This window comes from Agaribacterium haliotis (assembly GCF_002312815.1).
Classification (GTDB): domain Bacteria; phylum Pseudomonadota; class Gammaproteobacteria; order Pseudomonadales; family Cellvibrionaceae; genus Agaribacterium; species Agaribacterium haliotis.
This window is the reverse complement of the sequence record NZ_NKQJ01000001.1, coordinates 355,590-369,490: the sequence shown is the minus strand read 5'-3', so window position 1 is coordinate 369,490 and position 13,901 is coordinate 355,590. Positions and strand designations below refer to the sequence as shown.

11 protein-coding genes are annotated in these 13,901 nt (G+C 51.7%); 9 read left to right on the top strand and 2 right to left on the bottom strand.

From position 1 onward, the window contains the following. Positions 1–85: 85 nt before the first annotated feature. Both sbcB and CFK45_RS01675 read left to right on the top strand, forming a co-directional pair. Entirely contained in the window at positions 86–1,525 is a 1,440-nt protein-coding gene (gene sbcB / locus CFK45_RS01680; RefSeq protein WP_096084654.1) for an exodeoxyribonuclease I, read from the top strand. Between the two features lie 6 nt (positions 1,526–1,531). Next, entirely contained in the window at positions 1,532–2,263 is a 732-nt protein-coding gene (locus CFK45_RS01675) for a glutathione S-transferase family protein (RefSeq protein ID WP_096084653.1), read from the top strand. A 48-nt stretch (positions 2,264–2,311) separates the two neighbouring features. On the opposite strand, the gene CFK45_RS01670 is transcribed toward CFK45_RS01675, so the two are convergent. Beyond that, a complete protein-coding gene (locus CFK45_RS01670) occupies positions 2,312–3,190 on the bottom strand; it encodes a hypothetical protein (RefSeq protein ID WP_096084652.1) in 879 nt (292 codons plus the stop codon). 193 nt (positions 3,191–3,383) lie between these two features. Between CFK45_RS01670 and CFK45_RS01665 the strand changes: the two genes are divergently transcribed. Beyond that, positions 3,384–4,394, top strand: a complete 1,011-nt coding sequence (locus CFK45_RS01665; RefSeq protein ID WP_096084651.1) for an aspartate carbamoyltransferase — start codon at positions 3,384–3,386, stop codon at positions 4,392–4,394. A 295-nt stretch (positions 4,395–4,689) separates the two neighbouring features. Continuing rightward, positions 4,690–5,127, top strand: coding sequence for an EF-hand domain-containing protein (locus CFK45_RS01660; RefSeq protein ID WP_239923502.1), 438 nt, complete (start codon positions 4,690–4,692; stop codon positions 5,125–5,127). A gap of 119 nt (positions 5,128–5,246) precedes the next feature. On the opposite strand, the gene CFK45_RS01655 is transcribed toward CFK45_RS01660, so the two are convergent. Further along, a complete protein-coding gene (locus CFK45_RS01655) occupies positions 5,247–6,533 on the bottom strand; it encodes a GGDEF domain-containing response regulator (protein ID WP_158224570.1) in 1,287 nt (428 codons plus the stop codon). Between the two features lie 179 nt (positions 6,534–6,712). Between CFK45_RS01655 and CFK45_RS01650 the strand changes: the two genes are divergently transcribed. The 5 genes from CFK45_RS01650 (at position 6,713) to CFK45_RS01620 (ending at position 13,792) form a co-directional block, all read left to right on the top strand. After that, positions 6,713–7,864 carry a 1-acyl-sn-glycerol-3-phosphate acyltransferase gene (locus CFK45_RS01650; protein ID WP_096084648.1) on the top strand — a complete coding sequence of 384 codons (1,152 nt, stop codon included), beginning with the start codon at positions 6,713–6,715 and terminating at the stop codon, positions 7,862–7,864. 2 nt (positions 7,865–7,866) lie between these two features. After that, positions 7,867–9,978: an ATP-dependent DNA helicase DinG gene (gene dinG / locus CFK45_RS01645; RefSeq protein WP_096084647.1), complete on the top strand. Its 2,112-nt coding sequence runs from the start codon at positions 7,867–7,869 to the stop codon at positions 9,976–9,978. 266 nt (positions 9,979–10,244) lie between these two features. After that, positions 10,245–10,802, top strand: coding sequence for a bactofilin family protein (locus CFK45_RS01635; RefSeq protein WP_096084645.1), 558 nt, complete (start codon positions 10,245–10,247; stop codon positions 10,800–10,802). A gap of 51 nt (positions 10,803–10,853) precedes the next feature. After that, positions 10,854–12,185 carry a hypothetical protein gene (locus tag CFK45_RS01630; protein ID WP_096084644.1) on the top strand — a complete coding sequence of 444 codons (1,332 nt, stop codon included), beginning with the start codon at positions 10,854–10,856 and terminating at the stop codon, positions 12,183–12,185. Positions 12,186–12,631: 446 nt separating this feature from the next. Then, on the top strand, positions 12,632–13,792 hold the full coding sequence (locus tag CFK45_RS01620) for a hypothetical protein (RefSeq protein ID WP_096084642.1): 1,161 nt from the start codon (positions 12,632–12,634) through the stop codon (positions 13,790–13,792). The last annotated feature ends 109 nt before the right edge of the window (positions 13,793–13,901 follow it).

Below are 13,901 nucleotides of genomic sequence, written 5' to 3'. Positions count from 1 at the left end.
CTTGACTTTCTGTCGCCAGAGGAGACCATAGCGGATTTCTGCGCGGCCGCGAATTGGCGCGCGGCGATGAATAATGGGGGCATGCATGACAACACTGTATTGGCACGACTACGAAAGCTGGGGGGCCAATCCTTCGGTCGATCGGCCGGCGCAGTTTGCCGGCGTGCGCACAGATGAAGAGCTCAATATTATTTCCGAGCCGCTGGTGCTCTACTGTAAGCCGGCTGAGGATGTTTTACCTCACGCCGAGGCCTGCCTGGTTACCGGTATCAGCCCTCAACTTGCGCAACAAAAAGGGTTACCGGAATACCGTTTTATGCGCGAAATTCATCGCGAGTTGGCGACGCCGGGAACCGTTGGCGTAGGCTACAACAGTTTGCGTTTCGACGATGAAATGACGCGCTATAGCCTTTATCGCAATTTTTATGAGCCCTATGAGCGGGAGTGGCGTTACGGCAATGGGCGCTGGGATATCATCGATATGATGCGCCTGGTCTACGCGCTTAGGCCTGAGGGTATTCACTGGCCAGAGGTGGATGGCAAGCCGAGTTTTCGACTTGAGTTGTTAACCGCAGCCAACGGTATCAGCCACGGAGCCGCTCACGACGCGTACTCCGACGTTGAGGCGAGCATTCAGCTGGCGCGTAAAGTCAGGCAGCTAAAACCTGAGCTGTATAACTATGTTTACGCTCAGCGAACAAAAAAAAGCGCCGCAAAAATGATTGATGTGCGCTCGCGCAAACCACTTTTGCATATCAGTTCAAAATTCCCCGCTAGCCGCGGTTGCGCGGGCCTTATTGTGCCGCTTGCGGCGCATCCGCAAAACAACAATGCCGTCATATGTTTTGAGCTCAGTGTTGACCCGGCAGCCTTGGAAAACTTAAATGCTGAACAAATTCGTCAACGTGTTTTTAGCGCACAGAGCGAATTGCCCGAAGGGCAAGAGCGTTTGCCATTGAAATTAGTGCATTTAAATAAATGCCCGATTTTATTGCCGACGCGCATGCTTGATGAAAAGGCGGCAGCTCGGCTCGGCATCGACAGGCAGCGCTGTGAAAAGCACTGGCAAAAATTGCTGGGTATGGAGCTTGAGTTCAAGTTGCGCGAGGTATTTAGCGAGCAAAATTTTGCCAAGCGAGATGATGCCGAACAGCAGCTCTACGACGGTTTTATTGGCGACGCCGATAAACACACAATGAAACTATTGCGCGAAGCCGGTGCCGATGCGTGGGTTGAGGCCCCGTGGCACTTTGCCGATCAACGTTTAAATGACATATTACCGCGCTATAAAGCGCGCAATTTCCCCGAGCTACTAAGTGAGGCTGAGCGAAATCTGTGGCAGCAGTTTGTCGCTCAGCGGCTGCGCGATGGTGAGCCTGGCATTCAGAGCTGTGCGCAGTTAAAGCAGCGCATTCATGCTCTGCGCGCTGAACGCGAGCTCGATGACCGCGCGGTGTCGGTGCTTGGTGAGCTCGAAGCTTGGGCCGATGGGCTCGCCAACCAGTATTTAACGAATAAAAGGTAGTGCTAAATGATTCGCCTCTATCAGTTCCCTGTTTCTCACTATTGTGAAAAAGTTCGCTGGGCGCTCGCCTACAAGCGCTTGCCGCACAAAATTTGTAACGTGTTGCCCGGTTTACATATAAAAAAGATGAGAAAGCTAAGCGGCCAGAGCTTGGTGCCGGTGATCAAAGATGTAAACAACGCTGTTAGCGACTCTGCACAAATTATTACTTACCTCGATGCCGAGTATCCGCGATTTTTATTGACCCCCGAGCAGTCAGAGCTTGCCGCTAAGGCTTGTGAATGGGAGCGCTGGGCCTCTGAACATATAGGCCCGAGCGTACAGGTGCTGATTTATAAAGCGCTGTTAGACCGGCCCGATATATTGTTGCCAATGTTTGCCGAGGGCGGCCCCTGGTACAGTAAATTCTACCTTAAACGCGCCTACCCGGCGATTACTGCAGCGCTTCGAAAAACTCTGGTGCTCGACGAGAAGGCGCTTGCAAATGCACGCGAAAAGCTGGCCGAGGCGAATGAAACCCTGGCACCTTTGCTTTTTGACAAAGACAACAGCAAGTTAGTTGGTGATAATTTCAGCCGAGCAGATTTAGCCGTTGCCGCACTGTGGGCACCGTTGTTTCAACCGGGAAAATACGGTCTGCACTGGCCGGAAAACCTTCCGCTTGAGCTTAAAGATGAAGTCAAAGCCTATAAAAAAATGCAGCTTTGGGTGAGCCAGATTTATGCGCGGTATCGTTAAGGGTGAGTGTTACAGGCTTTCTTTTTTAGGGCTTGATATCCGTTGTTATTATTTATCGTTGTCTGGTTTAAGCGCCCGGGCTTTTATTTCGTAGCTCGCCTCTGCAAAATCAAGTTGGTAGAGCTTTATATGGCTGAGTTTGTCGCTGCTCAGCGCCGTTATTTGCTCAGCGACTTCGCTTTTAAGTTCTGGCCCCAAATATACGCGGCTTAGTGCACAGTCGTCGAGCGTGAGCTGGGTGTCGCCGTCGGGGTAAAAACTGCGCCACTGGGCTTCGCTGCGAAACACGCGAGCTCGAATACTGAGCTTTTCCAGCAGTTTATTTGCCGGGTTGAGTTTGTTGCCGTATATAAGGGCAGCGAGCTGCTCTTTTAAACTCAATATTTCAGGCCGGCTATCGCGATAGTCCACCGCTCGAACTAAGCGCCAGGCGCTGCCTTGATTGACTTCAAAACACAACACCACACAGCCGCTGTTATCGCCGTGCTCGGCGAGCAACTTAAGATCGTCGTATTTTTCGTACAGCGGTACGATACGCAGTTTTTGCGCTTGCTTGTGCCACTGCTCGAGCTGAGCTTGGCGCTCGTTGACGTACTGATCGAGCATTTTTTCAAACAGCTCGTTTAGTACTGTTTCGGCTTCGTCCGGGGTGGCGAAGCGCTCGCTGTCGCGCCAGCGTTTGATGGCATTGATCAGCGCGGTATCACCCTGCGGCGCATTGGGGCCAAATATTAAGGAAATACTGTGGCGAATAGCGCTGCGGCGCAACTTGTCGACATCCGTCACTGCGTGTTGCTCTGCGCCGAGCTCAAAAAACTGGTTAATCTTGTCACAACTGAGGGTGTTGAGCTTTGCGGAGCTCAGCACGGTCAAGGCCTCGGCAGGAGGGCAGTATAAATAGAGTTTGTCTGGCAGCGCTTGTGTCATTGGCAGCCCATCGCATAGTGGATACTGGCAACGCCGACGTTGCGCACAGCTGCAGCGGCGTTATTAGCTTCAGCTTAGACTCTGAGGGCTTAAGTTTCCTCTTTAATATACTGGCAAAAAGCGTGGGCGCTGAGCCTTAACGGCGCTACAATAGCCGCCGTTTAAATTTAGCCAAAGAGAAGGGGGTGGTCCTGTGGATTTTGCCGGAGCAAGTATTTTGTCGGTCGATCAGTTTGAACGCGGAGACATTGAGCAAATATTTGCAGTGGCGGATCGCATGGAGCCCTACGCCAAGCGTCGCCTAGTTACCCGTGTGCTTGAGGGGGCGATTCTCGGCAATATGTTTTTTGAGCCGAGCACACGCACGCGGGTGAGTTTTGGCTGTGCTTTTAACCTGCTCGGCGGGGAAGTCAGAGAGACCACCGGTTTTAAGAGTTCCGCCATCGCCAAAGGCGAAAGCCTCTACGATACTGCGCGTGTGCTAAGCGGCTACAGCGATGTTATATGTATGCGCCATCCGGAGTCGGGCTCGGTGGGTGAATTTGCCGCGGCGAGCCGAGTTCCGGTTGTCAACGGTGGCGATGGCGCGAATGAGCATCCGAGCCAGGCCCTGCTTGACCTTTACACGATTCAAAAAGAGCTCGGCGCGCGCGGGCGAGAGCTCGACGGCCTGCGCATTGCGATGATTGGCGATCTGAAATTTGGCCGCACCGTGCACAGCTTAATTCGGCTGCTGCGCCTGTATCGAAATATTCATGTTGTTCTCGTATCGCCCGAAGAGCTCAGCATGCCTGAGCGTTATATCGAGGAGATGCGCGCGGCGGGGCACAGTGTCGAGGTCAGCCACGAGTTAACCGACGGTATCGGCCAGGTTGATATTGTCTATTCGACGCGTATTCAAGAAGAGCGCTTTGATTCCCAGGAGGAGGCCGATTTATACCGGGGGCGCTTTCGTTTAAACCAGCAGATTTATACACGCTACTGCCAACCTAACACCGTTATTATGCACCCGTTGCCAAGGGATTCGCGCTCGGCGGCCAACGAGCTCGACAACGATCTGAATCAAAACCCCAATCTGGCGATTTTCCGCCAGGCGGATAACGGTGTGTTGGTACGCATGGCGTTATTTGCATTGATTCTCGATGTTGCCGACCAAGTGGATGCGAGTGCCAGAGAAGTGAACTGGTATCACCGCCGCACTTAATGCAACGTAGTGTGGCGTTCGCTGCTTCAACGCAGCTGTATATACGCTTTGGGCCGGAGTGAATTTCTCAGTTCAGTCTTGTGGTTTTTGTGACGTTAAGCATGCCAATGTATGCCTTATGGGCTTAAGCTTAGTTTGAGACTTGCGCTAGCTCATATCTGTCTATAAACACACTTTAAACTGTGAGTTAGTTGTGGTTTTGTATGTGAACCAAAGGCTATTATTTAAGTCAAACAATAAAGAAGGTTAGACGGGTACTACATTTATGTTTCTACGCTCCTTTCTAGGGTCAGCTGTGTTGATATTGTCAATGCACGTGCTGGCGGAGGGACTCAGTGCTGAGGATCAGCGTCTGTTGGCTCGTTACGATGCCAATGGAGATCGTGTTATCAGCGCCGATGAAGTAGAACTCAAGCGAAAACAAGCGTTTGAGCGCATGGATATCGATGCCGATGGCGAAGTCAGCTTTATTGAATACGAAGAGCTTGATCACAAAAAACGCTTGCCGCTGTTAAAGGCTCGTTTTGATAAGCTCGATCAGGACCAAGACGGCCGCCTGAGTGGTGATGAATACGCCAGTTATCTCGGTAGTTTTGAGCGTATGGATCACAACGGCGATGGCCAGGTTAGCGGTGACGAGATCAGTCAGCCCGAAAACAGTGAAACAGCGCAGCTCAAACCCGAAGCGGATGCCTGTTTTTTATGGCTGTGCGTGCGCGGCTCGCTCGACTAAAGCCCGCCTGGAGCCGGTTGGCTCTATTTATCTTTTTTGCGCTTGATGTTTATTGACCGCATTCATTGCGCCTGCGTGTTGTGCGCGGCATATTCAGCCCTTACTCAGCTGGGGCGTGTTTACTCTGGGCTCAATAAAAAATGATCAATGCGCGAGATCAGTTGGTGCTGACTCATCGGCATTTGGATGCTGCCTTTGGCCCCGAGGGTGCGGGCGATACGTTTTAGCCGATCTTTATTCAGATCAGACAGCAGCACCAGTGGCTTTTGCGATTCTTTGCTCAATTCTAAGAACTGTTTATAAAGGCCTATGCTCTCGTCGAGCTCATTCTCGATGGCCAGTATTACGAGTTCCGGGCGTTTAGCTTTGACTGCCGTATTGAGTTCTTGCGTTTTGTTAAGGGTGTGCACCTCACAGTGGCCGTCGAGCATAATCGCAAACTCATCGGCCATGGATGTTTCGCTCTCTATCATCAGCAATTGGTGGGGACTATTAATCTCGCTGACGTGTGCGCAGTTGCGGCCGTTGCTCTTACTTTCATAGAGGGCCTTGTCGGCGTAATCGATCAGCTTGCTCATGTGCCAGCCGGTGGTATAGCGCAGGCTGGCGCCGCCAACGCTGACCGTTACCCGGCCAACTTTACTTCCGGCGTGGGGAAGGTCGAGCTTTTCGACCGATTCGCGCAAGCGTTCCGCGAGGTGCTCGGCGCCGTCAAAGCCTGTCTCGGGCAGTAAAATAATAAACTCTTCACCGCCAAAGCGCGCAGCGACATCATCGCTGCGGTGCGCGGTATCGGAAACACACTTGGCAACGGCTTTGATGCACTCGTCTCCGGCGAGATGGCCGTAGCGGTCGTTGTAGCGTTTAAAGTGATCAATATCGAGTAGCAGTACACTTAGTTGGCGTTTGTGGCGAGCGGCGTGGCGCCAGAGTTCGTCGGCTTTGTCGTCAAAGAAGCGGCGGTTGTAGAGGCCGGTAAGCGCGTCGCGCTGACTGAGCAGGCGCAGCTGGTCGTTGGCTTCACGCAGTTGATCGCGCATGTTCACCAGCCGCTCCATTGCCTGAATTTTGGCTTTGAGGATCACTGGGCTGACGGGTTTGATCAGGTAGTCATCGCCACCGGCGTCGATACCGGCTTTGAAGTTTTTCTCTTCGCTTAAACCGGTGACAAAAATGACTGGAATCCAGTGGTCTCCGAGTTGCTCGCGTATCAGGCGCGTGGTTTCAAAGCCGTTTAAGCCGGGCATTTCAACATCCATAATAATTAAGTCGACCTGCTCAGTCTCAACCATTTGCACGGCAGTTTCGCCGTTTTCGGCGATCAGGCAGTGGTGATCGGCGGCACGGATGTAGTGCTCCATGGCCGCGCGAATGGTTGGGCTGTCTTCGACTAACAAGATGTTCATATGGTCTGGGTGGACCCCGTGTTGAGTATTTTCTCTATCCTTGAGTGTAGCCGCAGCGCGAAGCATCGTTTTTGCTTGATCTTGCCCGTATAATGGCGCCCCTTTGGCCGGGTGCGGCTGCGCGGCCGTGCATATTAACGACTTTTTACCAACTTTGCTTATTTGAGGACAGCTAACCGATGGCTGATTTTGATGACATTCGCCCCTACAACGATGACGAGGTCGACCAGGTGCTGGATCGACTGCTGCGTGACAGGGAGTTTCTCGATGCCATCGTGCGTTTAAAGTTTGGGGCAAAAGCCATGGCTTTTGCCGCGTTGTTGCGGCCGCTGGTCAAATTTGCCATGCGCCGGGTGCGGGCGCCGATTCACTCCGTTGCCGATTTTCAAGCGGCGATTGAAGGTCATCTGGTTCGCGTGCTCGATGAAACGACCAGCAGCATGAGTGTTTCGGGCCTCGATAAACTCGACAGCAAGCAGAGTTATCTATTTATCTGCAATCACCGGGATATTGCGATGGACCCGGCACTGGTGAATCTTGCGCTCTATCGAGCCGGCTTTGGCACCTTGCGTATTGCCATCGGCGATAACTTGCTGACCAAACCTTTTGCCAGCGATCTTATGCGTTTGAATAAGAGTTTTATTGTCAATCGCTCGGCAAGTAAACCTCGGGAAAAACTCAAAGCGGCAAAAAACTTAAGTGCGTATATTCGCCACAGTGTGCTTGAGGATGGCGAGAATGTCTGGATCGCTCAGCGCGAAGGCCGTGCAAAAGACGGCTTGGACCGCACCAACAGCGCAATTATTTCGATGTTGGCGCTGAGTAAAGATAAAAAACAGAGTCTATCGGAGTTTATCGCCGAAGCCCGTGTGGTACCCGTTTCTATCTCTTATGAATACGATCCCTGCGATGCCGACAAAGCCCGAGAGCTCTACATGAAAAGTGAGCACGGCAGCTATGAAAAGGGCGAGCAGGAGGATGTGCGCAGCATTGCCAGAGGCATTACCGGCTACAAGGGCCATGTGCACGTCGCCTTTGGCGATTTACTATCCGGGCAGTTTGAAGACACCGACGCGGTGACGGCCGAGCTCGATAAACAGATACTTAACAATTATCAGCTGCAGCCGAGCAACGCGATTGCCTACGAGCTGCTGCAAAGCCAGCCGCCGGCGGTGGCTGTCGGTGAAGCCGGGCAGCGTTTTGACCAGTGCGCATTTGAGCACGAAAAAAAGGTATTTAAAGGGCGCCTTGAGAGTGTGCCCGTCGCCCAGCGCGATATTTTTCTGCAGGCTTATGCCAACCCTGTGCGCGATCGCCTCGGTGAAGCTTAATAATGCTGGCCGATGATTTAAAACGCAGTATACAAAAAGCTTACAGCCAGTTTTTGCAGGCGAAAGAGTTAAAACCGCGCTACGGCCAAAAAATGATGATTGCCGAAATTGCGCGCACGCTTGGCAATATCGACCTCGACGACGAAGGGCACAATATTGCCGAAAAAAATATTGCCGTAGTCGAGGCGGGCACGGGAACCGGCAAAACCGTTGCCTATTTGCTGGCTAGTATACCGATGGCGGCGCACTACGATAAAACCCTGGTTTTGTCGACCGCAACCATTGCGCTGCAAGAGCAGGTGCTAAATAAAGATTTACCCGATTTATTGCGCCACAGCGGCCTTAAATTTAGTTTTTGTTTGGCCAAAGGGCGCGGCCGCTACCTGTGTTTAAACAAACTCGAGCGCGTGCTCGGTGATATCGAAGACAGCGCTGCGGCGATGTATGAAGATGAAGTGGTCGCCTTGAGCGCCGCGGACAGGCAGCTCTATCAGCGCATGATGGATAAATCCGCTGAGGGGCTTTGGGACGGTGATCGCGACAGTTGGGAGCAAGAGATCGACGCACTGAGCTGGTCTCGAGTAACGACCGATCACCGCCAGTGTCTCGGCCGAAAGTGCCCCAATATTCGCGATTGCGCGTTTTACAATGCGCGTGCGGCCATGGACGACGCCGATGTGATTGTCGCCAACCACGACTTGGTACTTGCCGATTTAAGCCTCGGCGGCGGTGCGATTTTACCGGCGCCTGAAAACAGCATTTACGTTTTTGATGAAGGCCACCACCTGCCTGAGAAAGCACTCAATCACTTTGCCTGCAATGCGCGTTATCGCGGCAGCATCCGCTGGCTAGGGCAGAGCGAGGGGCAGTGGCCCAAGCAGCTAAAAGCGCTCGACGAGTTGAGCCATTTTGTGCACCTGGCCGAGCCGCTGGAGCAGCGTTTTAAGGCCTGTCGCACCGTGCTTGAAGATGGCCTGCCGCTTATTCGAGCGCTTTGTGAAAGCATCGATCTTGAGCAATATACGCCGAGACTGCGTTTTGAAAAAGGCGAGTTAGACGCCGATGTTGAAAGCCTCGCCAAAGAGGCGAGCCGGCATTTTCTGGCGCTGCATGAACTACTTGAAAAACTGCACAAAGAAATCGATACCCTGATTAACGAAGACAGTCGCCTGGCCCCGGCAAGTGCTATGGAGGCGATGCTAAATTTGCTCGGCATTTGGGTTAGCCGGGCCGAGGCCAATCTCAATCTGTGGCAGAGCTATCGTGAAACGGCCTTTAATGAAAAAGCGCCGTGGGCGCGCTGGATTACCCTGCACACGGAAAGCGAACCCGTTGACTACGAACTGGTATCTAGCCCGGTGCTGGCGTCGGGTTTATTAAATAAAGGTCTGTGGTCGCGCTGTTGTGGCGCTGTGCTTACCTCGGCGACGATGCGGGCTTTAAATAAATTTGATCGTTTTAAAATGCGCGCCGGCCTTTGGGACAACGCAAGTTTTGAGGCGGTGCCGAGCCCCTTCGATTTTAGCCGGGCGCTGTTGCAAGTGCCGGATTGGGCACTCGAGGCCAACCGCAGTTTTGAACACGCACAGAGCTTGATTGATGAGTTGCCCAAGTTGATTGAGCGCGACCAGGGAACACTGGTCTTGTTTTCTTCCAATGCCCAGATGAAGCAAGTCTACGACGCGATGCCCGATGAGCTGCAGCATATTATTCGCTGTCAGGGCCACGAAAGTAAGCAGCGTATTATCGACGGCCACAAGCGCAGTATTGACCGCGGTCGCGGCAGCGTAATTTGGGGGCTGGCTTCCTTTGCCGAAGGAGTCGACCTTCCCGGTGATTACTGCCGCCATGTCATCATTGCCAAGTTGCCGTTCTCGGTTCCAGACGAGCCGCTCGATGCCGCTTATGCCGAGTGGGTAGAAGCTCGCGGTGGCAATGCGTTTATGGAAGTCAGTGTGCCCGATGCCTCGGTGCGCCTGGTTCAGGCATGCGGTCGTTTGCTGCGTACCGAGGGTGACGAGGGCACGATTTCCATCCTCGACAAGCGCTTAATAAGCAAGCGCTACGGTGGCGCCATAGTCAACGCTTTACCGCCGTTTAAGCGCAGTTTTTGATGCCGACTCAATGTTGAAAATCGCGCCAAAAAAATAACTAACTGAGAGCTTGATCACGCTTTGATTTTTCCCTTTTTGCCAGCGCCAAAAGCGCTAATTAAGGTTGGAGTACTGCGCGTTTGGGCTTGTCTATCGGCACGGATTTTAATCACTTGGAAGCGAAAACTTTGATGAAAAAGAAGCCAGGCCTCTTCTCCTTGCTGGCAACCAACTCTCAAAGTAAGCCTGAGCAGTATCAACACTTCAGTCTATCGGAGAGCTCTACCATGATTCGTACCAGCAAGCCAGAAGAGCAGGCCAGTGATTCCGTGCCTGCCCGTCCAGTCGGAGGCGCCGCCCCTAGCACCAGCAGCCCCGCCGTTACTCCAGTGAAAACCGAGCAAGCAGAGGAAAAAATGCCCGCTGCTGTGATCGGTCCGAAAATTCGTTTTAAAGGCGAGCTTGTCGGTGAAGAAGATCTGCTGATTCAAGGAGAAGTCGACGGCACCATCGACTTGAAAGGAAATCACCTGATCATTGGCGAGCAGGGCACTGTTCGCGCAAACGTACTGGCCCAAAACATTGTTATCAAAGGCACTGTTGAAGGCGATATCTACGGTCAAGAGCGTATCTCTATACTCAGCTCTTCCAATGTTCAGGGTAATCTGGTTGCCGACCGCGTAACCCTGGAAGATGGCGCTAAGTTCAAAGGTTCCATTGATATGGATATTGCTGATCGCAAAAGCGACTTTGAAAACTTTAATGCCGATTCCAGTATTTCTAAAAGCGCCGGAGCGATTAAAAAGCCCCAGGGCAAGCCCGCAAAAGGCGATGCTCAATCGTAGTTCTGGAAAGCCCCGCAAGTTGGCGGGGCTTATTTCGTTTGAGCCCCACCTATGCCGACAAGTTACGCCCACCGCTCCCCAGGTTTAACCGCGATCTACAACGCCGTTAAGGCCTCGAAGAAAAATCGCATACTCGATCTTGGCCCGTGTATCGCTCGCCATTTAAGTTTTTATTCGCAGCTAGGTGCCAGTTTTCATTTTGATGATTTTGGCGAGCAGTTAACACAGGGTTTGCAGCAAGGTGAGCTCGACGAACAGGCGCTGCGAGATGCTTTTGTCCAGGTAAAAAACCAAAAGCAAGCATTTGATATTGTTCTGTGCTGGGATTTATTTAATTTCCTTCCGCTTGATTTAACGGTTGCGTTATTGGAATCGCTCAAAGATAAAATCAAAAAAAATACCCTGTTCCATATTGTTTCTTATGTCGGTTCGAGTGTGCCGGTTGCGCCGTGCACTTATGTTATTGACGATCAGTACAGCTTGACGATTCAGTTAAATAGCGCGCGCGATAAACCCCGGCACCGCTTGACCACCAGCCAAATACTCAAAGCGCTGCCCGACTTTTTTATGCTTAGATCGTTTGTCAACAGCGAGGGCATGGCCGGCGGTTTTTCCGAGCAAATCTTAAGTTTTGAGCCCGATAGAAAGGTGCGTACGGCCGAATTCGCCAGCGCTGAAATTGGCGATGCGAAAACCATGCTGGTGCGCAAATTACAATCGCCTGCGCTCTCAGGCTTGCGCAGTGCTTCTACTGGTACGGCTCGCCTGCTTGATTTGGGGCGCAAGACCGCCATCAATGTCGATGCCTGGAAACAGAACTACGCCAGTGTTCGCGCGGAAGATCTGCGTGTTGTTATGCGCCGCGCCAGCGCAATGAGTAAAAGTGAGCGAAGCGAGTTTTTGCGCGATGGTCATTTTCTTCGCTTTGAGCAAGGTTTAACTTTTGATGTGATTGTTGCCTGGGATTTGCTTAATTACCTCGACGACGATTTGCTGTTTGAACTCGGTCGGCGCCTGGTTGCGCTGAGCCGCAACGGCACCCGCCTGATGCTGATGGCCAATAGCAGTGTTGAACTACCCGTGCAGCCGCTGCCCTTTATATTGGCGGGCTCTGCGGTGGGTTTGAGCGCGGATGTTGGCGAGAAAGATGTCAGGCCTTACGCTGCGTTAAGCTCAGTTAAAATCCAGCAGGCTCTGCCCGGCTTTTTTGTTGAGCGCAGTTATTCAAGTCGCCCAGGCATGTTAAAAGGTGTGATTGAATACGTGTTGGTTTTTAAAGATGAAGCTCAATTGGCAAAAGAGCGGCAAGACGCATTTTTAAAGCTTCAGGAGCAAAAAAGAAAAGCCGCCGAGCAACTCGGCGCTGACAATCGCAGCGCCTAAACAGGCCCGGGCTGTAACTTTTCTAAATTCCTCTCAGATTGCACAAGTGTTTGTAGTCTAACTATTCGAGGTACCACCGATGGCGTTGTTGCCGTTGCTGTTGATGGAGGCAGGGCTGCCACTCTTAGCCGTGTTTGTAGAGGCTATTCGGTTTTGTTTACTGGCTTTGTTTTGCCGGGTTGTTGATCGGAGCTGGGGCTTTTTTGAGCGTGTATTTGTATTGTTTTTTGTCTTGTGGTTGGCGAAGCTCCAAGTAAATAGTTCACACAATTGAAATAAAAACCAAACAAAACGCTGGTTTTGATCAAATAATAACTAGTTCCAAACGGTCATTTGTTTGAATGTGTGATGTGTGTCACAGCGTATGCGTCGCGTGGTTTTTTTGTGTGAGCCACTTTTCTAGACTTTCGACTTCGCACTTCCAGGTTTATAGGAGCAGTAAAACCATGTTCAAAAAATTTAAAATCATGGCATCGGTCGTCGTCACAGGAACGTTAGTGATGGTCCAGCCTGTGTTAGAGAATGCTTATGCCGGCACAAGCTATCAGTCTAAGCAGGTACTTAACGATGTGTCCCGCTCTTTGAAATCCAGTGTTCGCGGTTTAGACGCCCGAACCGTACAAGGCATTATGCTGACGCACTACAAAACCATGCGTCTTGTCGATGAGAATTACCAGTGGGTTGCTCCTGAGCTTGAAGATATTGCCGCTGAACTTTTACCTGCTAGCACTACCGCGAACGACGCGATTGCTCTGGTGAATAAAATGGAAGCGGTGGTAAAAAGAAACCCCTATATGATGGCGTTTTTCCACGAGGCCGCTTACAAAAACTTTGAGACCCTGGAAGCTAAAGTCGAAAGCGAAGGCGCTCAAATTTTACCTGCCGTAGTTGCCTACGCAATGGTTCAAGAGAACCTGACCAAAGCGATGTACAACGACCCAAACCTGATTGAAGTGCTGAAGAACATCTGGGTCCCCACTCGCCAAAAACTGGGTATTGAAGCAAACTTGAGCACCTTTCACCGCCTGAAGCTGATGTCTGTTGAAAAGCCGATGACTGACTACATCGAGTTCCACAGCACTGGTGAGGTTCCGGCCGACTATGGCAAGCTTGATCTGCCGTTAAATATCTTTGAAGCAACTGCCGAAGACTTGGCGGCTGACCGTCGCGACAACGCAAAATCTGGCGCTATCCTGGCTTTTAACCTGCCAGGTGTATTGCCTTCGCGTTTCGCAGAAGATGGCAAGGGCATCAAGATGACGATGCCTGCACCTAAGGCTTGGGCCGACTTGTACACCATCTGGAACATGGCCTTTGTTTCTCACTTTGAGTACTTCCCATTTGTTATGGTGAAGCTGATGATTCCGCAAGTGAACAACTATGCAAACGAGCCAGAGCTGTACATGTACAACCGCTCTTTGGCTTTGTATTCTCACCTGCACTTTTCATTTTTCAGTCAGTTTGACCAGCTGGTTGCCGGTCAGCCAGGTATGAAGTGGTACGACGAAGATTTAACCGAGCTCTTTGGTCAGGTCTCGAAGCTGAGCGCTTATGATTACAAGTGGGAAGTGTATTACAGCAACGGTTACAGCTACGACGACGAATAGTCGCCACTGCAGTTACACGCTCTGATTTTTCGAAAAAGCCCGGGTTAGTCGATAACCCGGGCTTTTTTGTGGGCGCTCTTTAGTTTGCGGCGGCGGTGACTTTAGCTTT

What these genes read in the sequence shown, in the direction of transcription:
- CFK45_RS01670 (WP_096084652.1), bottom strand. Translation starts at nt 3,190, where the DNA reads ATGACACAAGCGCTGCCAGACAAACTCTATTTATACTGCCCTCCTGCC.
- CFK45_RS01675 (WP_096084653.1), top strand. Translation starts at nt 1,532, where the DNA reads ATGATTCGCCTCTATCAGTTCCCTGTTTCTCACTATTGTGAAAAAGTT.
- CFK45_RS01650 (WP_096084648.1), top strand. Translation starts at nt 6,713, where the DNA reads ATGGCTGATTTTGATGACATTCGCCCCTACAACGATGACGAGGTCGAC.
- CFK45_RS01630 (WP_096084644.1), top strand. Translation starts at nt 10,854, where the DNA reads ATGCCGACAAGTTACGCCCACCGCTCCCCAGGTTTAACCGCGATCTAC.
- dinG (WP_096084647.1), top strand. Translation starts at nt 7,867, where the DNA reads ATGCTGGCCGATGATTTAAAACGCAGTATACAAAAAGCTTACAGCCAG.
- CFK45_RS01620 (WP_096084642.1), top strand. Translation starts at nt 12,632, where the DNA reads ATGTTCAAAAAATTTAAAATCATGGCATCGGTCGTCGTCACAGGAACG.
- CFK45_RS01655 (WP_158224570.1), bottom strand. Translation starts at nt 6,533, where the DNA reads ATGAACATCTTGTTAGTCGAAGACAGCCCAACCATTCGCGCGGCCATG.
- CFK45_RS01635 (WP_096084645.1), top strand. Translation starts at nt 10,245, where the DNA reads ATGATTCGTACCAGCAAGCCAGAAGAGCAGGCCAGTGATTCCGTGCCT.
- sbcB (WP_096084654.1), top strand. Translation starts at nt 86, where the DNA reads ATGACAACACTGTATTGGCACGACTACGAAAGCTGGGGGGCCAATCCT.